The sequence below is a fragment of the Azospirillum sp. P4_B5 genome, from assembly GCF_056402275.1.
In genome coordinates this window covers 1-19009 of sequence record NZ_JBFUHT010000072.1, presented here as the reverse complement: position 1 = coordinate 19009, position 19009 = coordinate 1, and the positions used below count along the sequence as shown (strand labels likewise).

The 19009-nt window shown below is 70.8% G+C and carries 19 protein-coding genes and 1 pseudogene; 16 read left to right on the top strand and 4 right to left on the bottom strand.

Annotated elements, in window-relative coordinates:
* Window positions 1-57: 57 nt before the first annotated feature.
* The 12 genes from AC1DVI_RS30515 to AC1DVI_RS30460 all read left to right on the top strand — a co-directional run bounded on the left by AC1DVI_RS30515 (window position 58) and on the right by AC1DVI_RS30460 (window position 11347).
* Window positions 58-930 carry a branched-chain amino acid ABC transporter permease gene (locus AC1DVI_RS30515; protein WP_109068473.1) on the top strand — a complete coding sequence of 291 codons (873 nt, stop codon included), beginning with the start codon at window positions 58-60 and terminating at the stop codon, window positions 928-930.
* Complete coding sequence (locus tag AC1DVI_RS30510; RefSeq protein WP_476961164.1) at window positions 927-1964, top strand: branched-chain amino acid ABC transporter permease; 1038 nt, start codon at window positions 927-929, stop codon at window positions 1962-1964. The genes AC1DVI_RS30515 and AC1DVI_RS30510 overlap by 4 nt, the downstream gene beginning before the upstream one ends.
* Window positions 1961-2764: an ABC transporter ATP-binding protein gene (locus AC1DVI_RS30505; RefSeq protein ID WP_476961163.1), complete on the top strand. Its 804-nt coding sequence runs from the start codon at window positions 1961-1963 to the stop codon at window positions 2762-2764. The genes AC1DVI_RS30510 and AC1DVI_RS30505 overlap by 4 nt, the downstream gene beginning before the upstream one ends.
* Window positions 2751-3455 (top strand): ABC transporter ATP-binding protein, encoded by a 705-nt coding sequence (locus tag AC1DVI_RS30500; RefSeq protein WP_014199601.1) that lies wholly within the window; start codon window positions 2751-2753, stop codon window positions 3453-3455. Before AC1DVI_RS30505 ends, AC1DVI_RS30500 begins: the two co-directional genes overlap by 14 nt.
* Before the next feature lie 21 nt (window positions 3456-3476).
* On the top strand, window positions 3477-5858 hold the full coding sequence (locus AC1DVI_RS30495) for a xanthine dehydrogenase family protein molybdopterin-binding subunit (protein WP_476961162.1): 2382 nt from the start codon (window positions 3477-3479) through the stop codon (window positions 5856-5858).
* Entirely contained in the window at window positions 5855-6667 is an 813-nt protein-coding gene (locus AC1DVI_RS30490; RefSeq protein WP_476961161.1) for an FAD binding domain-containing protein, read from the top strand. Before AC1DVI_RS30495 ends, AC1DVI_RS30490 begins: the two co-directional genes overlap by 4 nt.
* Window positions 6664-7152 carry a (2Fe-2S)-binding protein gene (locus AC1DVI_RS30485; protein WP_476961160.1) on the top strand — a complete coding sequence of 163 codons (489 nt, stop codon included), beginning with the start codon at window positions 6664-6666 and terminating at the stop codon, window positions 7150-7152. The genes AC1DVI_RS30490 and AC1DVI_RS30485 overlap by 4 nt, the downstream gene beginning before the upstream one ends.
* A 4-nt stretch (window positions 7153-7156) precedes the next feature.
* Complete coding sequence (locus AC1DVI_RS30480; RefSeq protein WP_476961159.1) at window positions 7157-7837, top strand: SRPBCC family protein; 681 nt, start codon at window positions 7157-7159, stop codon at window positions 7835-7837.
* 117 nt (window positions 7838-7954) lie between these two features.
* Window positions 7955-9124 (top strand): amidase, encoded by a 1170-nt coding sequence (locus AC1DVI_RS30475; RefSeq protein WP_476961158.1) that lies wholly within the window; start codon window positions 7955-7957, stop codon window positions 9122-9124.
* Entirely contained in the window at window positions 9121-9501 is a 381-nt protein-coding gene (hpxZ, locus tag AC1DVI_RS30470; RefSeq protein WP_476961157.1) for an oxalurate catabolism protein HpxZ, read from the top strand. Before AC1DVI_RS30475 ends, hpxZ begins: the two co-directional genes overlap by 4 nt.
* A gap of 98 nt (window positions 9502-9599) precedes the next feature.
* Window positions 9600-10085, top strand: coding sequence for a MarR family winged helix-turn-helix transcriptional regulator (locus tag AC1DVI_RS30465; protein WP_476961156.1), 486 nt, complete (start codon window positions 9600-9602; stop codon window positions 10083-10085).
* A gap of 38 nt (window positions 10086-10123) precedes the next feature.
* On the top strand, window positions 10124-11347 hold the full coding sequence (locus AC1DVI_RS30460; protein ID WP_476961155.1) for a YlbE family protein: 1224 nt from the start codon (window positions 10124-10126) through the stop codon (window positions 11345-11347).
* A 34-nt stretch (window positions 11348-11381) separates the two neighbouring features.
* On the opposite strand, the gene AC1DVI_RS30455 is transcribed toward AC1DVI_RS30460, so the two are convergent.
* Complete coding sequence (locus tag AC1DVI_RS30455) at window positions 11382-12611, bottom strand: ABC transporter substrate-binding protein (protein WP_476961154.1); 1230 nt, start codon at window positions 12609-12611, stop codon at window positions 11382-11384.
* A 112-nt stretch (window positions 12612-12723) separates the two neighbouring features.
* Here AC1DVI_RS30455 and AC1DVI_RS30450 point away from each other — a divergent pair, with 112 nt between their 5' ends.
* Window positions 12724-13422 carry a phosphoenolpyruvate hydrolase family protein gene (locus tag AC1DVI_RS30450; RefSeq protein WP_476961153.1) on the top strand — a complete coding sequence of 233 codons (699 nt, stop codon included), beginning with the start codon at window positions 12724-12726 and terminating at the stop codon, window positions 13420-13422.
* Here the strand turns inward: AC1DVI_RS30450 and AC1DVI_RS30445 are convergent.
* The gene (locus AC1DVI_RS30445) at window positions 13404-15200 is read right to left on the bottom strand and encodes a phosphoenolpyruvate hydrolase family protein (protein ID WP_476961152.1); all 1797 of its coding nucleotides are present in this window, start codon (window positions 15198-15200) and stop codon (window positions 13404-13406) included. The genes AC1DVI_RS30450 and AC1DVI_RS30445 overlap by 19 nt on opposite strands.
* Window positions 15201-15320: 120 nt before the next feature.
* On the opposite strand from AC1DVI_RS30445, the gene AC1DVI_RS30440 reads away from it, so the two are divergent.
* The 3 genes from AC1DVI_RS30440 to AC1DVI_RS30430 are packed head-to-tail and all read left to right on the top strand — an operon-like array spanning window position 15321 to window position 17890.
* Window positions 15321-16556: a Tm-1-like ATP-binding domain-containing protein gene (locus tag AC1DVI_RS30440; RefSeq protein WP_476961151.1), complete on the top strand. Its 1236-nt coding sequence runs from the start codon at window positions 15321-15323 to the stop codon at window positions 16554-16556.
* A gap of 13 nt (window positions 16557-16569) precedes the next feature.
* Entirely contained in the window at window positions 16570-17406 is an 837-nt protein-coding gene (locus AC1DVI_RS30435) for a phosphoenolpyruvate hydrolase family protein (protein WP_476961150.1), read from the top strand.
* Window positions 17407-17416: 10 nt separating this feature from the next.
* A complete protein-coding gene (locus tag AC1DVI_RS30430; protein ID WP_476961149.1) occupies window positions 17417-17890 on the top strand; it encodes an SRPBCC family protein in 474 nt (157 codons plus the stop codon).
* Here AC1DVI_RS30430 and AC1DVI_RS30425 read toward each other — a convergent pair.
* Window positions 17856-18785 carry an electron transfer flavoprotein subunit alpha/FixB family protein gene (locus AC1DVI_RS30425; protein ID WP_476961148.1) on the bottom strand — a complete coding sequence of 310 codons (930 nt, stop codon included), beginning with the start codon at window positions 18783-18785 and terminating at the stop codon, window positions 17856-17858. The genes AC1DVI_RS30430 and AC1DVI_RS30425 overlap by 35 nt on opposite strands.
* A 35-nt stretch (window positions 18786-18820) precedes the next feature.
* A pseudogene (locus AC1DVI_RS30420) lies at window positions 18821-19009 on the bottom strand (hypothetical protein); the annotation flags it as partial.

The window sequence follows — 19009 nt, the reverse complement described above, 5'->3', positions numbered from 1 at the left end:
GGGTCCCCTCCCTCTCCCCGGAGGGGAGAGGGAAGAACAGAAGGATGGAGACACGCGGTGGAAGCGCATCTGCAGCACCTTTTGAACGCCGTGGTCCTGGGGGGGACCTACGCGCTGCTGGGAATCGGCCTGACGCTGATCTTCGGCATCATGCGCGTGGTCAACTTCACCCATGGCGAGCTTTACACCTTCGGCGCCTACATGGCCTACATGCTGGCCGGGATGATGGGGCTGAACTTCTTCATGTCCCTGGCGATGGCCGCCGTGCTGGGCATGGCGCTGGGCGCGCTGATCGAATTCACGCTGCTGCGGCCGCTGAAGGGCGCCGACATCGACACCACCATGCTGGTGATGATCGGCGCCGGCATCGCCATGCAGGCCGGCGAGCAGCTGGTCTGGGGCGGTGTGGCGAAGTCCGTGCCCAGCCCCTTCCCGACCGAGCCGGTGGTGATCGGGTCGGTGTCGGTGGGCATGAACCGGCTGTTCGTCCTGGGCGTGGCGCTGCTTCTGCTGGGCGGCTTCTACCTGCTCATCAACCGGACCAAGCTGGGCGTGGCTATGCGCGCCACCTTCCAGGACCCGGACACGGCGGCGTTGATGGGCGTCAACCGCGGGCTGATGTACACGCTGACCTTCGCGCTCGGCTCCGGTCTCGCCGCCACGGCGGGGGCGTTGCTCGGCCCGATCTTCGTGGTCACGCCGACCATGGGCGATCTGGTGGCGCTGAAGGCCTTCGCCATCGTCATCCTGGGCGGGCTGGGCAACATCCCCGGCGCCACCATCGGTGGCTTCGTGCTGGCGCTCGCCGAGGAATTCGGCGCCGGCTATCTGTCGTCGGGCTACCGCGACGCCATGGGCTTCCTGCTGATCATCGCCGTGCTGATCGTGCGGCCCCAGGGTCTCTTCGCCATGAAGGAGCGGATCGGATGACGACGCGTCTCCTCCCCTGGCTGTTCGTCCTGGTCATGGCGGTCGGGCCGCTGTGGCTGGGCGACCAGTACATCCTCTACGTCCTGACCTCCACCGGCATCTTCATCATCGGGGCGATGAGCCTGAACCTGCTGCTCGGCTACACCGGGCAGCTCAGCCTCGGCCACATCGCCTTCTTCGGCATCGGCGCCTACACCAGCGCGCTGCTGTCGCTGGGCTTCGACCTCGACCTCGGCGGGGCGGAACCCTTCGTGCTGGGACCGCAGCCGGTGTGGGTGGCCTTCCTCGGCGGCATCCTGGTGGCGGCGCTGTTCGGCTTCCTGATCGGCAAGCTCGCCTTCCGGGTGCGCGGGGCCTACTTCGTCATCGTCACCATCAGCTTCGCCCAGGTCATGCGCATGGTCGCGCTGAACTGGGTGGACCTGACCGAAGGGCCGATGGCGTTGAACAACATCCCGCCGCTGTCGGTCTGGCTGCCCTGGGACGGGGTGCTCCCGCTCTACAAGAAGGAATACAACTACCTTCTGGTGCTGGCGGTCGCGGTGGTCTGCTTCCTGGTGATCCAGCGGCTGGTGCAGTCGCGGGTCGGCCGGGCGCTGGTCGCGCTGCGCGAGAACGAGTCGCTGGCGCGCTCGGTCGGCATCGACGTGACGCGCTATCTGGTCGTCGCCACGGTGATCGCGGCGGGCATGGCCGGGGCCGCGGGCGGGCTCTACACCCACTACATCCGCATCGTCGACCCGGACGTCTTCATGTTCATCTACACGGTGACCATGGTCATCATGGTGGTGACGGGCGGCAAGGGCACGCTGGCCGGACCGATCGTCGGCGGCCTCGCCTTTGGCATCCTGCCCGAGGTGCTGCGCGAGGTGGCGCGGCCCGAGGTGCAGTGGATCATCTACGGCGTCGCCATGATCGTGGTCGTCTTCTTCCTGCCGCAGGGCATCGTCCCGGCGGTGAAGAACTGGTTCGCCGGCCGCCGCAAGCGCGTCGCCGCCACGGCGCTGGGCCTGCGCAAGGAGACCTCGGCATGAGCCTCGCCCTCGACACCACCGACGTACCGATCCTTGAGGTGCGCGAGGTCGCCGTGCATTTCAGCGGCCTGATCGCCATCGCCTCCATGAGCTTCGCCGTGCCGGAGGGGGAGATCGTCAGCCTGATCGGCCCCAATGGTGCTGGCAAGACGACGGCCTTCAACGTCATCACCGGCTTCCTGAAGCCGACCGGCGGCAAGGTGCTGTTCCGCGGCACCGACCTGACGCGCCTGTCCTCCAACCGCATCGCCGGCTTGGGCGTCGTGCGCACCTTCCAGCGCACCAGCATCTTCGCCGGCTGCACCGTCTTCGACAACGTGCTGACCGGGATGCACCGGCAGGGCCGGGCGGAGACCTGGGGGGCGCTGCTGCGGCTCGCCTCGGTGCGGGCGGAGACGGAGCGGATGCGGGCGGCGGTGGCGGAGATCCTGGCCTTCGTCGGGCTGTCGCACCGCGCCGACGAGCTGGCCGGCAACCTCGCCTACGGCGAGCAGCGGTTGCTCGGCATCGCCATCGCGCTGGCCGCCGACCCGAAGCTGCTGTTGCTGGACGAGCCCGCCGCCGGGCTGAACCCGTCGGAGACGGAGGCCTTCATGGGCGTCGTCCAGCGCATCCGCGACCGCGGCGTGACCATCCTGCTGGTGGAGCACGACATGCGTATGGTGATGACCATCTCCGACCGCGTGGTGGTGCTGAACCACGGGCGCATCATCGCCGAAGGCCCGCCGGAGGTCATCCGCGCCAACCCGGACGTGATCCAGGCTTACTTGGGCCAGGGGGTGAAACATGCTAAAGGTTGAGGGGATCACCGTCTGCTACGGCCAGATCCCGGCGCTCCGCAACGTTTCGCTGACGGTGGAGGAGGGGGAGCTGGTCACCCTGATCGGCGCCAACGGCGCCGGCAAGACCACCACGCTGCGCGCCATCAGCGGCCTGCTTCCGCTGGCCTCGGGCCGCATCACCTTCGAGGGGCGGGAGATCGGCAACGCCGCGCCCCGCACGGTGCTGGCGCTGGGCGTGGCGCACTGTCCGGAGGGGCGGCGCGTCTTCCCCCACCTGACCGTGCGCGAGAATCTGGAGATGGGCGCCTATCTGCGCCGCGACCATCAAGCGGTGGCCCAGGACATGGAGCGGCTGTTTCACCGCTTCCCCCGCCTGAAGGAGCGCCTGAACCAGCCCGCCGGCACCATGTCGGGCGGCGAGCAGCAGATGCTGGCCATCGCGCGGGCGCTGATGTCGCGCCCGAAGATCGTGCTGTTCGACGAGCCGTCGCTGGGCCTCGCCCCCAACCTCGTGGAGCGCACCTTCGAGATCGTGTCGGACATCCGCCGGGAAGGGACCACCGTGCTGATGGTGGAGCAGAACGCCTACGCCGCGCTCGACATGTGCGACCGCGCCTACCTGCTGGAAAGCGGGCAGGTGATGGAGCAGGGCACCGGGCAGGCGATGCTCGCCAACGACCACATCCAGCGCGCCTATCTGGGCGGTTAAGCAAAAAGAGAGGGTCAGGGAATGGGAGAGGTTAGCACCGCTGGATCGGGCGCCGGCTCGGGCGTCGGCGCCAGGGTCCGCCGCAAGGAGGACGACCGGCTGCTGCGCGGGCGGGGCCGCTTCGTCGGCGACATCGCCCTGGTCGGCATGAAGGAACTGGCCTTCGTGCGCAGCCCGGTCGCCCACGCCACCATCACCGGCATCGAGATTCCGGAGGAGCACCGCGGCGCCGTCTTCACCTGGGCGGATCTGGCGGCGGGCGGCGTCAAGCCGATCCGCGCCGTGTCGGGCCTGCCTGGCTTCAAGGTGTCGGAGCAGCCGGCGTTGGCCGACGGCAAGGTTCGCTTCGTCGGCGAGCCGGTGGCCGTCTGCGTCGCCGCCACCCGCGCCGAGGCCGAGGACATCGCCGCCTCCGTCTTGGTCGATTACGCCGAGCTGCCGGTGAACTCCGACATGCTGGAGGCAGTGAAGCCGGGCGCGCCCAGGGTGCACGACCACTGGCCGGACAACGTCTTCCTGGAGACCAACGTCGGCGGCACCATCGCGGAGATCGCCGCCTCCGCCCCGGTGAAGGTCTCGCGGACCATCCGCACGGCGCGCCAGTGCATGGTGCCGCTGGAGGGCAAGGGCGTGGTCGCCCATTGGGACCGCCATGTCGAACAGCTCGTCCTGACCACCTCGACCCAGATGCCGCATATCGTGCGCGCCGGCCTGTCGGAATGCCTGGACCTCGACCAGGGGCTGATCCGCGTGGTGGCGCCGGACGTCGGCGGCGGCTTCGGCTGGAAGGGCCTGCTCCAGCCGGAGGAGATCGTGGCCGCCTGGATCGCCATGCGGCTCGACCGTCCCGTCCGCTGGACCGAGGACCGGCGGGAGCATCTGGTGGCCGCCGCCAACGCCCGCGAGCACCATTACGAGATCACCGCCTACGCCGACGCGCGCGGCCGTCTGCTGGGGATCGAGGCCGACGCCTGGGTCGATGCCGGGGCCTACTCCGTCTATCCCTTCTCGGCCTGCCTGGAGGCGGCGCAGGTCGGCAGCATCCTGCCCGGCCCCTATGACTTCGCGCATTACCGTTGCCGCACCTTCTCCGTCTGCACCAACAAGCCGCCCATCGTCCCCTACCGCGGCGTGGCGCGCACCGGCGTGTGCTTCGCCATGGAGCAGATGATCGACGCCGTGGCCGACGCCGTCGGGCGGGAGCCGTGGCAGGTGCGGCTGGAAAACCTCGTCCCGCCGGAGAAGATGCCCTTCGACAACGTGACGCGGAAGCATTTCGACAGCGGCGACTATCCCGAATCCGTCCGCCGCGCGGTCGCCGCCATCGAGCTTGAGGGATGGCGCGCCCGCCAGAAGAGCGGAGAGGCGGACGGCCGGCTGATCGGCGTCGGATTCGCCACCTATTGCGAGCAGTCGGCCCACGGCACCGCCGTCTATCACGGCTGGGGCATCCCGATGGTGCCGGGGCACGAACAGGCGCAGGCCCGCATCACCCCGGACGGCGGGCTGGAGCTGCGCGTCGGCGTGCAGTCGCACGGCCAGAGCATGGAGACCACCTTCGCCCAGGTCGCCCACGAGGTGCTGGGCATTCCGCTGGAGAAGATCAAGCTGGTGCACGGCGACACCGGTCTGACGCCCTATTCGACGGGCACCTGGGGGTCGCGCAGCATGGTCATGGCCGGCGGCGCCGTCGCCACCGCCTGCCGCACGCTGGCCGAGCGCCTGCGCAAGATCGGCGCGCATCTGATGCAGGCCGGTCCGGACGGGGTGGTTCTGAAGGACGGAGCCGTAACGGCCGGACCCGCCGCGGTGACCATCCGCGAGATCGCCCACACCTGGTACCGCGCGCCGCAGCTCCTTCCCGCCGACGTGGACCGTGGCGGGCTGGAGGTGACCGCCGGCTACAAGCCGGGCAGCGACCACGGCACCTTCTCCTACGCCACCCACGCCGTGGCGTTGGCCGTCGATCCGGAGATCGGGCAGGTCGAAATCCTCGACTACGTGGTGGTCGAGGACGCCGGGACCATGGTCAACCCGATGGTCGTCGACGGCCAGATCTACGGCGGCGTCGCCCAGGGCGTCGGCACCGCGCTCTACGAGCGGATGCCCTACGACGCGGAGGGCCAGCCGCTCGCCTCCACCTTCGCGGATTACCTGATCCCCGGATTCACCGAGGTCCCGCACGTGAGGATCATCCACATGCTGACGCCCTCGCCCTACACCGAGTTCGGCGTGAAGGGCATCGGCGAGGGCGGCGCCATCGCCCCGCCCGCCGCGATCTGCAACGCCATCAACGACGCGCTGAAGCCGCTGGGAGTCATCGTGACGAACGCGCCGATGACCCCGGAGGTCATTCTTTCCGCCATCGCCCAAAAACAAGTGGCCGAGCGGGGTGCGGCATGAAGGCGGTCGATTTCGACTACGCGCAGCCGGCGACGCTCGCCGCAGCGCTGGAACTTCTGTCGCGCGAGGACGTGATGGTGCGGCCGGTGGCCGGCTCCCAGTCGCTCGGCCCCATGCTGAACCTGCGGCTGGCCCAGCCGGAGCTGCTGGTGGACATCACCCGCATCGCCGAGCTTCGGACGATCCGCCAGGAAGGCGACCGGCTGGTCATCGGCGCCTGTGTCACCCACGCGCGGCTGGAGGACGGGGATTATCCGGACGTGACACGCGGCGTGCTTCCCAGCGTGGCGGCGGTGATCGCCTACCGCGCGGTGCGCAACCGCGGCACCATCGGCGGCAGCCTCGCCCACGCCGATCCGGCGGCGGACTGGGTGAATGTCCTGACCGCGCTCGGCGCCGACGTGGTGATCGCCGGCCAGGGCGGGCGGCGCAGCGTGCCGATGACCGACTTCATCCTGGGCGTCTTCGAGACAGCGTTGCAGCCGGGCGAGATCGTCGCGGAAATCCATGTGCCCGCCCTCTCCGACCGGGCGCGCTGGGGCTACTACAAGGTCTGCCGCAAGACCGGCGAGTTCTCCCACGCCACCGGGGCGGTGCTGATCGACCCCGCCCGCGGCATTCAGCGCTGCGTCGCCGGGGCGACTTCCGGCAAGCCGGTGGTGATCGACGGCCCCGCTCTGTTCGAGGGCGGCTGCACCGAGGCGGCGCTGGCCGCTCATCTCGCCGGAAGCCCCGCCGCGGACGACCCCATCGCCCTTCGGACCCACACCGTCGCGCTGAAGCGCGCCATCGCGCAGGTGATGTCATGAGCGCCCACGCCAAAAGCATTTCCCTGACCGTCAACGGCACGCGCGTCGAGGCCAGCGTGCCGCCGCGCCAGCATCTCGGCGACTTCCTGCGCGAGCGGGAGCTTCTGACCGGCACCCATCTGGGCTGCGAGCACGGCGTGTGCGGCGCCTGCACCATCCTGATCGACGGGGAGCCGGCGCGCTCCTGCATCACCTTCGCGGTGGCCTGCGACGGGCGGTCCGTCACCACGGTGGAGGGGCTGGACGACGACCCCGTCGCCGCGGAACTGCGCGAGGCCTTTTCCGTCGAGCACGGGCTCCAGTGCGGCTTCTGCACGCCGGGGATGCTGGTGGCGGCGCGCGACGTGGTGCTGCGCCGCCCGGACGCCGACAACCCGGCGATCCGCACGGCGATGAGCGGCAACCTCTGCCGTTGCACCGGCTATGTCGGGATCGTCAACGCCATCCGCCGCGTCATCGACGCGCGCAACACGAACGCGGGGTAAGCCCATGCCGACCATGACCCAGACCCTTGCCGTCAACTTCCCGCGCGCCCGCGTCTGGCCGCTGCTCGGCGACGTGGAGCAGGTGATTTCCTGCATGCCCGGCGCCTCGCTGACCAAGCCGCGCGAGGGCGACCGCATCTTCGGGCAGATGCGCGTGAAGCTCGGCCCCATCGCCGCCGCCTTCGCTGGCGAGGGCACGCTGACGATGGACGCGGCGACCCACACCGGCGTCATCCACGGCCAGGGCACGGACCCCAAGAACAACTCCCGCGCCAAGGCCGACGTGACCTTCGCGGTGCTGGAGGAGGGGTCTGGGACGCGCATCGACCTGACCGTCGATTTCACGCTGACCGGGGTGCTGGCCCAGTTCAGCCGCGGCGCCATCGTGCAGGAGATCGCCAACCGCCTGACCGCCGAGTTCGCCCGCAACCTGGAAGCCAAGCTCGCCGCGACGGCTCCGGCGGAGAAGGTGGTGGAGGATGCGGCGCCCGTCGCCGCTTCCGCGGCTCCGCCGGAACCTGCCAAGGAACTGAACGCTGGCAATCTGCTGTGGAGCATGTTGAAGGATTGGCTGCGCAAGCTTTTCGCTAACCCTCTCCCCTCTGGGGAGAGGGTGGCCCGGAGGGCCGGTGAGGGAGATGCGCGTGGCGGGACGTCCGGCAAAGGCGCAACCCCCTCACCCTGACCCTCTCCCCGCTTTCGGCGGACCAGAGGTCCGCCTGTCGCGTCAGCGCAAACTTCGTTTGCGCGAGAGCGGAGGGGAGAGGGAATTTGGAATTCTGACGAGACCTAAACCCGCATCATGCCGAACGACCCCTTGAACGCCTTCGTCCCCTATGGCCGGACCGAGGTCGCCGGAGCCGCAAGCGGCCCGCTGGCCGGGCTGCGCTTCGCGGTGAAGGACCTGTTCCACATCGCCGGCCTGCCCACCGGGGCCGGCAACCCGGACTGGCTGCGCACCCACGAGGTCCCGCGGGAGACCGCGCCCGCCGTGCAGCGGCTGCTCGACGCCGGGGCGCGCGTCGCCGGCAAGACACTGACCGACGAGCTGGCCTGGAGCCTGGCCGGCGAGAACGCCCATTACGGCACCCCGGAAAACCCGCGGGCGCCGGGCCGCATCCCCGGCGGATCGTCGAGCGGGTCGGCCGCCGCGGTGGCGGGTGGGGCGGTGGATTTCGCCATCGGGACGGACACCGGCGGGTCGATCCGCCTGCCGGCGAGCTACTGCGGCCTCTACGGCATCCGGCCCACCCACGGGGCGGTTCCGCTGGACGGCTCCGTTCCGCTGGCGCCGAGCTTCGACACGGTGGGCTGGTTCGCGCGGGAGGCGGCGCTGCTCCGCCGCGTCGGGGCGGTGCTGCTGCCCCCGGCGCCCGATCTGACCTTCCGCCGCCTGCTGGTCGCCGAGGACGCCTTCGCCATCGCGGGGGAGGCGGTGCGCGCCGCCCTGATCCCGGCCCTGGAGCGGCTGCACGAGCGGTTTGCGGCGGCGGACGCCGTGACGCTGGCCCCGGAGGGGCTGGAGCAATGGCGCCCGGTCTTCCAGACGATCCAGGCCGCCGAAGCCTGGGCGGCGCACGGCGCCTGGATCACCGCGACGAAACCGACCTTCGGGCCGGGGGTGCGCGACCGCTTCGCCGCGGCCGCCACGCTCGACCCCGCCCTCGTCCGTGCGGCGGCGGAGACGCGGGAGGGCGTCCGGCGGCGGATGGACGAGCTGCTGGGAATGGACGGGTTGATCGTCCTGCCCAGCGCGCCGGGCATCGCACCGCTGCGCGGCTCCTCGGGGGCGGCGGTGGACGCGGAGCGCGGGCGGGCGCTGGCGATCCTCTGCCCCGCCGGTCTGGCCGGTCTGCCGCAACTCTCCATTCCCGCGGCGCGGCTCCAGGGCTGCCCGCTCGGCCTGTCGCTGATCGGGCCGCGCGGCAGCGATTCGACGCTTCTGGCCATCGCCGAGGACCTGTTCACATGACGCTTGAAATCAACATCCCCGAGGTGGTGGCCGAGGTCACCGCCGCCTTCGAGCGCTACGAGCGCGCGCTGACCGGCAACGACGTGGCGGTTCTGGACGCGCTGTTCTGGAACCACCCGGCGACCCTGCGCTACGGCGTGGGCGAGAACCTGTACGGCTACGAGGCCATCGCCGCCTTCCGCCAGGGCCGCCCGGCCGCGGGGCTGGACCGGGTGTTGCGCAACACCGTCATCACCACCTATGGCCGAGACATGGCGACCGCCAACACCGAATTCACGCGCCCCTCCACCGAGCGCGTCGGGCGGCAGAGCCATACCTGGGTCCGCATGCCCGAGGGCTGGCGGATCGTCGCGGCGCATGTGTCGCTGATGGGCTAGACACCACCGTCCTCCGGCCCGCTTGCCGATTCTCCGGCCCGCCGCCATCCTCTCTCTGTTCGCCGCTTTCCCAAACCCGCTCCGACGGACCGCCCGCGATGACCTTAGACGACCCCCTGATCGAAGAGGCGTACCGCGTCCTGGCGGAGCGCCCCGGATTTCTGGTCCGCCGCCTGCACCAGATCCACGTCGCCATGTTCATGGAGGAGTGCGCGGAGTTCAACATCACCCCCGTCCAGTACAGCGTGCTGACCGCCCTGGTGGATCGGCCCGACCTGGATCAGGTGACGCTGGGCGCCCAGATCGGCATCGACCGCACGACCACCGCCGGCGTTCTGGCGCGGCTGGCCGAGCGCGGGCTGATCCAGCGCCGGGCCAGCCCGGTGGACAAGCGCATGAAACTGGCCGCCATCACGGCGGAAGGCCGGAAGCTGCTGCGCCGCATGGACAAGAAGGCCCAGCGCGCCCACGACCGCACCATCGCACCCCTGCCGAAGGAGGACCGGGCGGTCTTCCTGCGCTACCTGCTGCATCTGGTGGACGCCAGCAACGGCTACGGCCGCGCCCCGCTGCATCTGCCGTAAAGGCATCGGAAACACCTTAAGAGTTGGGGACACACGCGATGAACGACGCCACCGCGCGGGCCGTGGAGCGGATGCTGGCCGCCGATCCGGTCTGGACGGAGACTGGGACCGCCGGGGAGCGGATCGGGCTCGACCGCCACACGCTGCTGCACGCCGGACCTCCCTTCGCCGATCCGGCGGAGGTCTGCCCGCCGATCCTCAACGCCGCCGCCGCGGCGCTGCTGTTCGAAGGCATGGCCGGCGGCGTGGATGAGGCCCGCGCCCTGGTGCGCAGCGGCGCCGTGACCCTGCGTCCGGCGCAGGATTTCGGCGTGGTCACCCCGCTCGCCGCCGTCGTGTCGCGGTCGATGTGGCTGCATGTGGTGGAGGATGCTGGCAGTTCCGGCGCCCGCGCCTACAGCCCGCTCAACGAAGGCGGCGGCCCCGCCCTGCGCTTCGGCATCGTCAGCGGAGCGGTGGTGGAGCGGCTGCGCCTGCTGCACGGCGCGGTCGGCCCGGCGCTGGCCGGGATCGGGCCGGTGGCGCTGCGTGGCATCGCGTGCGAGGCGATGGAGCAGGGGGACGAGCTGCACGGGCGCGTCGGGGTGGCCTCGGCGCTGCTGACCGAGACGCTGGTGGCGCGGCTGGGCGGGATCGGCGAGGTCTGCGCCTTCCTGAAGGAGGCCGGGCAGTTCTTCCTCAACCCCTGGATGGCCGCCTGCAAGGCGGTGATGCTGGCCGCCGACGGCGTGCCGGGGGCGGCGTTGGTGACGGCGGCGGGCGGCAACGGGGTGCGCTTCGGGCTGCGCCTGTCGGGCATGATGGGGGAGGGCTGGGCGAGCGCGCCGGTGGCCGCCCCGCAGGGGCCGGATATCGGCCCTCCCGGCGGCCCTCCCGGCGGTGTATCCCGCCCGCGCCTGCCGGCGATCGGGGACAGCGCCGTCATCGACGCGCTGGGCTTCGGGGCGCTGGCGCTCGACGCCGCGCCGCTGCTGCGGGCGGAGCTGGGGGCGGCGGCCGAGACGGCCGTCGCGGCGGCGGACCGGTTGCTCTGCGCCGACCATCCCGTCCACGGGCGGCGCGTCGGGCTGGATGCCCGCGCCGTGCTGCTGGGCGGCCCGGTGCCCCCGGTCTGTCTGGCCGCCCTGCACGCGGCGGGGGAGGACGGGATCGTCGGGCGCGGCCTCGCCTGGCACCCGCCCTCCTGCCATGCCGAGGCGGTGGCCGTGGTGGACGCGCTGAGCCGCGCCGGTTTCCCGGACGCCCCCGACCGTCGCGCCTGACGTCCGGGGGCAGCGGTTCAGACACGATCCCCCATCACTTCTTCACGAGGGGGCAATCGCTCTGCGACAGCGGCCGGAAGGCCTCCTCCGCGGGGATCGTGGCGCGCAGGCTGTAGTAGTCCCAGGGGTACTTGGACTCCGAGGGCTTCTTCACCTGCATCAGGTACATCTCGCGCATGAAGCGGCCGTCCTCGCGCACCCAGCCGTCCTTCACGAACACGTCGTTGATCCGCGTGCTCTTCAGCTTCTCCATGACCGGGCCGGCCTCGTCGGTGCCGGCGGCCTCGATTGCCTTCAGGTAGGCGAGCGTCGAGGAGTAGACGCCGGCCTGCCCCATGTTCGGCATGATCTTCACCCGCTCGTGGAAGCGCCGGGAGAAGGCGCGGGTCTCGTCGTCGCGGTCCCAGTAGAAGGCGGTGGTCAGGTACATCCCCTGCGTCGCCTCCAGCCCCAGGGCGTGGACGTCGGTGTCGAACAGCAGGAGGCCGGCGAGCTGCTGCCCGCTCTGGGTCAGGCCGAACTCGGAGGCGGCCTTGATGGCGTTGCGCGCGTCCATCCCGGTGGTGGCGAGGCCGACGATCTTGGCCCCGGACGCCTGCGCCTGCGTCACGTAGGACGCGAAGTCCAGGTTGTTCAGCGGGAAGCGCACCGCGCCCAGGACCTTGCCGCCGTTCTCCTGCACGATCTTCGCCGTGTTCTCCTCCAGCCCGTGGCCGAAGGCGAAATCGACGGTGAGGAAGTACCAGGTGTCGCCGCCCTGCTTGATCGTCTGCGCCCCGGTGCCCTTGGCCAGCGCGTAGGCGTCGTAGGCGTAGTGGATGGTGTTGGGCGTGCATTTGTCGCCGGTCAGGCGGGTGACGGACGGGCCGTTGAAGATGGCGACGCGGTTCTTGTCGCGGACGATGTCGGCCACCGCCAGCGCCAGACCGGAATTCGCCACGTCCTGGATGAGATCGACGTTCTGCGCGTCGATCCACTCGCGCACGATGGCCGAGCCGATGTCCACCTTGTTCTGGTGGTCGGCCGTCAGCACCTCGATGGGCTTGCCCAGCACCTTGCCGCCGAAATCCTCCACCGCCATCTGCGCGGCGGCGACGGAGCCGCGGCCGCTCTGGTCGGAGAAGGCTCCGGACAGGTCGGTGATGACCCCGATCCGGACGACGTCGTTCGAGATCTTCGCACCCTGCTGCGCCGCCGCCGGCAACATGGTGGCGAGCAGCAGTGCGGTCCCGGACAGCAGCGCGGTGCCCAACTGACGCTTCATCGCTTCCTCCCTGTTTTGCGCCGTCCCGGCGAGCCTTCACCGAAACCCGTTGCCATACCGTCCCGCCCCGTGGTCGATTCCACAACGGCGCGCAATCCGGGGCATGGGTAAAATGGGGAAAAACGGTCGGTTCGACGTACAAATCGTTTCGGCGCTCGCCCCCCCGGCCGAACAGGCGGACGGGGTGGGGGAGCGGCTGTTCTGTCCAGCCTTCGGCGGGCATCCGGTGGACCGCGCTGAGTATCTGGCCCTGCTTCCCGTCCAGGACAGCAACGGGCGGCTGCTCGCCGCCTTGGCCGAAATGCCGGACGGCGTGCCGGAGGGCGTGTGCGTCGGCGTGCTGGCCGTCGACCCCTTCCGGCCGGTGGGACCGTTCCTGGAAACCCTGCGCCGGTTCGGGGTGCGCGCGGTCGCCAATTTCCCCACCACCGCGCTGTTCGACGGGGAAACCGGCGATACGCTGCGCGGCGTCGGGCTCGGTGCGGAGCGGGAGGTGTCGTTCCTGGAGCAGGCCGTCCGCGCCGGGTTCGCCGTCACCGGCTTTACCGCCGACGCGGACATCGGCCGGCGTCTGCGCGCGGTGGGGGCGGGGCGCCTCGTCGTGCATCCGGGTGCCGCGACCGGCGATCCGTCACGCGACGCCGAGGCGGTCGCGAACGCCGCCGCGGTCGTCGCCGAACTGCGCGGAGAGGGCGGCGGCCCCATCCTCCTCTATCGGCCGGCTGGCTTCGAGGATCATCATGATCTTATGAGGCAGGCGGCCGACGGGCTGGTGCTCCCGCCCGGCGACGGTCATTCCAACAGGCCGTAGTGCCGCATCTTGTTGTAGAGCGTCTTGCGCGACAGGCCGAGGAAGCGCGCGGTTTCCCCCCGGCGGAAGCGGTGCCGCCGCAGGCCGTCGAGAATCCAGTCCCGTTCCGACTGTTTGGGCGACCGGTCTCCGGTCGCGTCGGGGCGTGGGCGGCTCGCGCGCTTGCCGTCCAGGGAGGGCAGGGCCTCCGCCTCGATGATGTCGCCGCTGCCGTCCAGCGCCTGCTCCACCACGGCGCGCAGTTCGCGGAGGTTGCCCGGCCAGTCATGGGCGATGAGCAGCCGGAACGCCCGTGGCGAGAGGCGCACGGGACCCGCCGATGGGCGCAGCGCCGCCGCGAAATGCTCGACCAGCAGTGGTATATCGTCCAGCCGTTCGCTCAGCGGCGGCAGGTCGATGTCCCGCCGGGCGAGGCGGCGGGCCAGGTCGGGCGCGAGCGTGCTGGTTTGGGCCGCGGCCTCCAGGCCCGCCGTTCCGATCAGGATGATCCGAGCGTTGGAGCGCAGGCTGTCCTGGCCGCCTTGGCGGCGGAAGCTGCCGCGCTCCAGGAAGGCGGCAAGTTCCGCCTGCGTGTCGGAAGGCAGGCTCTCCGCGTTCTCGATCACCAGCGTCGTTCCGTTCGCGGTTTCGACCCAGCCGAGGCGGCGCCGTCCGCCCTCCGCCGGCTCCGCCCCGAACAGCCACCCGCCGTCCAGATGGCGGGCATCGACGGTCATCGGCGGACGCTGGCGCTGGGGACCGCGCCCGTGCAGCAACTGCGCCACCAGCGTCCGCCCGCTGCCGTCCGGCCCGGCGACCCACACCGGCCCGCCGTCGGCGCCGAGATGCTCCAGCCTTGCCCGCGCCTCCACCAGCGCGTCGGTGCGGCCCACCAGACCCATGCCCTGGCCGGTCTGGTCGAGGCGGCGCTCCAGCCGGTCGATGCGCCGTTGCAGCGTCGAGACGAGCTTGAAGGCGGCGGTCATCTCCTCCATCGAGCTTTCCGAAGGCAGGCGGTCGATGGTCGAGCCGCCGATGTAGCCGTCGGCCCGCGCCTCGCGGCAGGCCTCGTGCATCTCCTGCGGGGTGGTGATCGGCCCACCCTCGATCACGCACAGCGCGCCGGGGTCGGCGGTGCGGATCGCCTTGATGTGGCCGCGGGCGCGGTTGCCGACCTGCAGCACCGACTCCCCGCTGGGCACGCCAACGGCGCCGCCGGCGTTCCAGCCGATGTTGAAGCAGTAGAGGTCAACCCCCGCTTGAGTGAGCGCCAGCGCCTCCTCCCGGCGCCGGAAATAGCCGACGGTCGCCAGCCCGGCCGCCCGCGCCGCCTCCAACAGGCGGACCTCGCGCGTGAAGCCCAGGCCGGTGCGCTCCAGCGCCTCGCGGAAGCGCCCGTCGACATGCGACACGGTCGGGAAGTTCACCACCCCGGCGAATCCCCAGGCGCGCAGCCGGTCCATGAAGGCGGGAAACTCCTCCTCCGCGAGTCCCCAGGCGCTGGCCCCGAAGAAGACCGGGATCGGCGTGGCGTGGACGATCTCCGAGCAGGCGAAGTCGGCGACGAAGGCGTTGCTGTCGCGCAGCGCCAGCATGGTGGCGATGGATGACGCCCCCATGTTGCGGAAGCGCCCCGCGGCGAGGGCCAACAGGAAGTCGGCGCCGCCGCGAGCCGCCGCGCGGGCGGCGAGGCCGGTGCCGATGGCGGCGCCGACCAGCAGCGTGTGCCGGCCCGCGCAGGCCCGCCGCAGATCGTCCAGCAGCTGAGTCCGGTGATGGGCAATCAGAGCTTGGGTCATGCGGTCATCGGTCATGCGAACCATTATACCCAAGATTACCCGCTCCGCCGCAACGCTCCGGTTGGCGCCCCCGGCGGGCGGCCTACACTTCCGGAAAAGACGAAGGGAGGAGGCCCGGCCATGGCGGATGCGGAGCAAGGCGCGGCGGCGGTCTATGTCGTCGGCTGTTACGACACCAAGGGAACCGAGTTGGACTTTGTGCGGGGGCTGATCGCGGCGGAGGGGCTGCGCACGGTGACGGTCGATGTGGGCACCCGCCCGCCGGCCGTCCCCGCCGACGTCCCGGCGCGGGATGTCGCGTCCTTCCATCCCGACGGGGCGGAGGCCGTGCTGGGCACCGATGATCGCGGACTGGCCGTGTCGCGCATGGCCGACGCGTTCCGCCGCTTCGTCGAGCAGCGCCCCGACGTCGCCGGCATGATCGGGCTGGGCGGTTCCGGCGGCACGGCGATCGTCGCGCCGGGCATGCGGACGCTTCCCGTGGGAACGCCCAAGCTGATCGTGTCCACGGTCGCGTCGGGCAACGTCGCGTCCTACGTCGGCGAGACGGACCTCTGCATGATGGCCTCGGTCACCGACGTCGCCGGGCTGAACCGGATTTCGCGCCGCGTGCTGGGCAACGCCGCCCACGCGATGGCCGGCATGGTGGCGCGCGCGATCCCCGAGACGGACACCAAGCCGGCGCTGGGCCTCACCATGTTCGGCGTGACGACGCCCTGCGTCACGCAGCTGTCCCAGGCGCTCGACCCCGCCTACGACTGCCTGGTCTTCCACGCCACCGGCACCGGCGGGCGGGCGATGGAGAAGCTCGTCGCCTCGGGCCTGCTGGCGGGCGTGCTGGACGTGACGACCACCGAGGTCTGCGACCTGCTGATGGGCGGTGTCTTCAGCGCCGGGGAGGAGCGGCTGGACGCCATCGCGCGGGCCGGCATCCCCTATGTCGGGTCCTGCGGGGCGCTGGACATGGTGAATTTCGGCCCGCGCGAGACCGTGCCCGACCGCTACCGCGACCGGCTGTTCTACGTGCACAACCCGCAGGTCACGCTGATGCGCACCACGGCGGAGGAGAACCGGGCGATGGGCGCGTGGATCGGCCGCAAGCTGAACGCCTTCACCGGGCCGGTGCGCTTCCTCATCCCCGAAGGGGGCGTGTCGGTTCTCGACGCGCCGGGCCAGCCTTTCCACGATCCCGAGGCGGACGCCGCGCTGTTCGACGCGCTGGAGCGCACCGTCGAGCAGACGGACGCGCGCCGGCTGATCCGCCTTCCCCACACCATCAACGACCCCGCCTTCGCCGCCGCGCTCGTCCGGGCCTTCCGGGACATCGCCGCGGCCGGCCACGGCACGACGCCATAAGGAGCCTTCGACGATGCCCCGCATTCCCCGTCAACACATCCTCGACCGGTTCCGCGGCATGATGGCCCGCGGCGAGCCCATCGTCGGCGGCGGCGCCGGAACCGGGCTGTCCGCCAAATGCGAGGAGGCGGGCGGGATCGACCTGATCGTCATCTACAACTCCGGCCGCTACCGCATGGCCGGGCGCGGCTCGCTGGCCGGGCTGCTCGCCTACGGCAACGCCAACGAGATCGTCGTCGACATGGCGCGGGAGGTGCTGCCGGTGGTCCGGCACACCCCGGTGCTGGCCGGCGTCAACGGCACCGATCCCTTCATGATCCAGGACCAGTTCCTGCGGCGGCTGGCCGACTTGGGCTTCTCCGGCGTGCAGAATTTTCCGACCGTAGGGCTGATCGACGGCGTCTTCCGGGCCAACCTGGAGGAGACCGGCATGAGCTACGGTCTGGAGGTGGACATGATCCGCGCCGCCCATGAGCTGGACCTGCTGACCACGCCCTACGTCTTCTCGGAAGGGGAGGCGGTGGCGATGGCCGAGGCCGGGGCCGACGTCATCGTCTGCCATCTCGGCCTGACCACCGGCGGCAGCATCGGGGCGGAGACGGCGCTGTCGCTGAAGGATTGCGTGCCGAAGATCGACGCCTGGGCGGAGGCGGCCCTGCGGGTGCGCAAGGACGTGATCGTGCTGTGCCACGGCGGCCCGATCGCCACGCCGGAGGACGCGTCCTTCGTCCTCGGCGCGTGCGCCGTCTGCCACGGCTTCTACGGGGCGTCCAGCATGGAACGCCTGCCCACGGAGATCGCGCTGACCGAACAGACGCGCCGGTTCAAGGCCATCACCAAGCAACGCTGAGGGGGAAAACATGGCACGGGTCTATGTCAGCGCCGTCATCGACGCGCCCATCGGGCAGGTCTGGGACAAGGCGCGGGATTTCAACGGCCACCACGCCTGGCATCCCATCATCGCGGACAGCCACATCGAGGACGGGCTGCGCAGCGACACGGTCGGCTGCGTCCGCAACTTCGGGCTCACGCCCGGCGGCCGGCTGCGCGAACAGCTGGTGTCCTTCAGCGACCGCGAGCGTTCCTACACCTACACGATCCTCGAATCCCCGCTGCCGCTCACCGACTATGTCGCGACCTTCCGCCTGACCGAGGTGACGGAGGGAAACCGGACCTTCGGCGAATGGTGGGCCGACTTCGACTGCCGGCCCGAGGACCTGCCCACGCTGCGCGAGCAGGTCGGCCGGAACACCTTCGCCGCCGGGTTCCGGGCGCTGGCGGACTTGTGCGGCGCCGGTGTCACAGCGCCTGCTCCAACTCCGGCACCGCCTTGAACAGGTCGGCGACGAGGCCGTAGTCGGCGACCTGGAAGATCGGCGCTTCCTCGTCCTTGTTGATGGCGACGATGACCTTGCTGTCCTTCATGCCGGCGAGGTGCTGGATGGCACCGGAGATGCCGACGGCGATGTACAGCTCGGGCGCCACGATCTTGCCGGTCTGGCCGACCTGATAGTCGTTCGGCACGAAGCCGGCGTCGACCGCCGCGCGGCTGGCGCCGACCGCCGCACCCAGCGTGTCGGCCAGCGCTTCCAGCAGCTTGAAGTTGTCGCCCGACTGCATGCCGCGGCCGCCCGATACCACGATCTTGGCCTGGGTCAGCTCCGGACGCTCCGACTTCGTCAGCTCCTGGCCGACGAACTTGGCCGAACCGGCGTCGCCCGTCCCGGCGATGCTCTCGACCGTGGCCGAGCCGCCCGTGGCGGCGGCCGCCTCAAAGGCGGTGGTGCGCACCGTGACGACCTTGATCGGGTCGGCGGACTTCACCGTGGCGATGGCGTTGCCGGCGTAGATCGGCCGCTCGAAGGTGTCGGCGGAAACCACCCCGGTGATGTCGGAGATCGCCGCGACGTCGAGCAGCGCGGCGACCCGCGGCAGCAGGTTCTTGCCCTCCGACGAGGCGGCGGCCAACACATGGCCGTAGCCCTTGGCGAGAGTGACGACCAGCGGCGCGACGTTCTCCGGCAGCGGATGGGCGTAGGCCGCGTCGTCGGCCAGCAGCACCTTGGCCACGCCGGCCACCGTGGCGGCGGCCTCGGCGACGGCCTGCGCGCCCTGGCCGGCGACCAGAATGTGGACTTCCCCACCGATCTTGGCGGCGGCGCTGACCGCGTTCAGCGTGGCGGCCTTCAGCGCGGCGTTGTCGTGTTCGGCGATGACGAGAATGGACATGTCAGATCACTTTCCCTTCAAGGCTCTCTGGCCCCTCAGATCGCGCGGGCTTCGTTCTTCAGCTTGTCGACCAGGGCGGCCACGTCGGCGACCTTGACGCCGGCCTTGCGCTTGGCCGGCTCGGCGACCTTGAGCGTGGTCAGGCGCGGCGCCACGTCGACGCCCAGCGCGTCGGGCGCCAGCGCGCGGCGCCACGTCGACGCCCAGCGCGTCGGGCGCCAGCG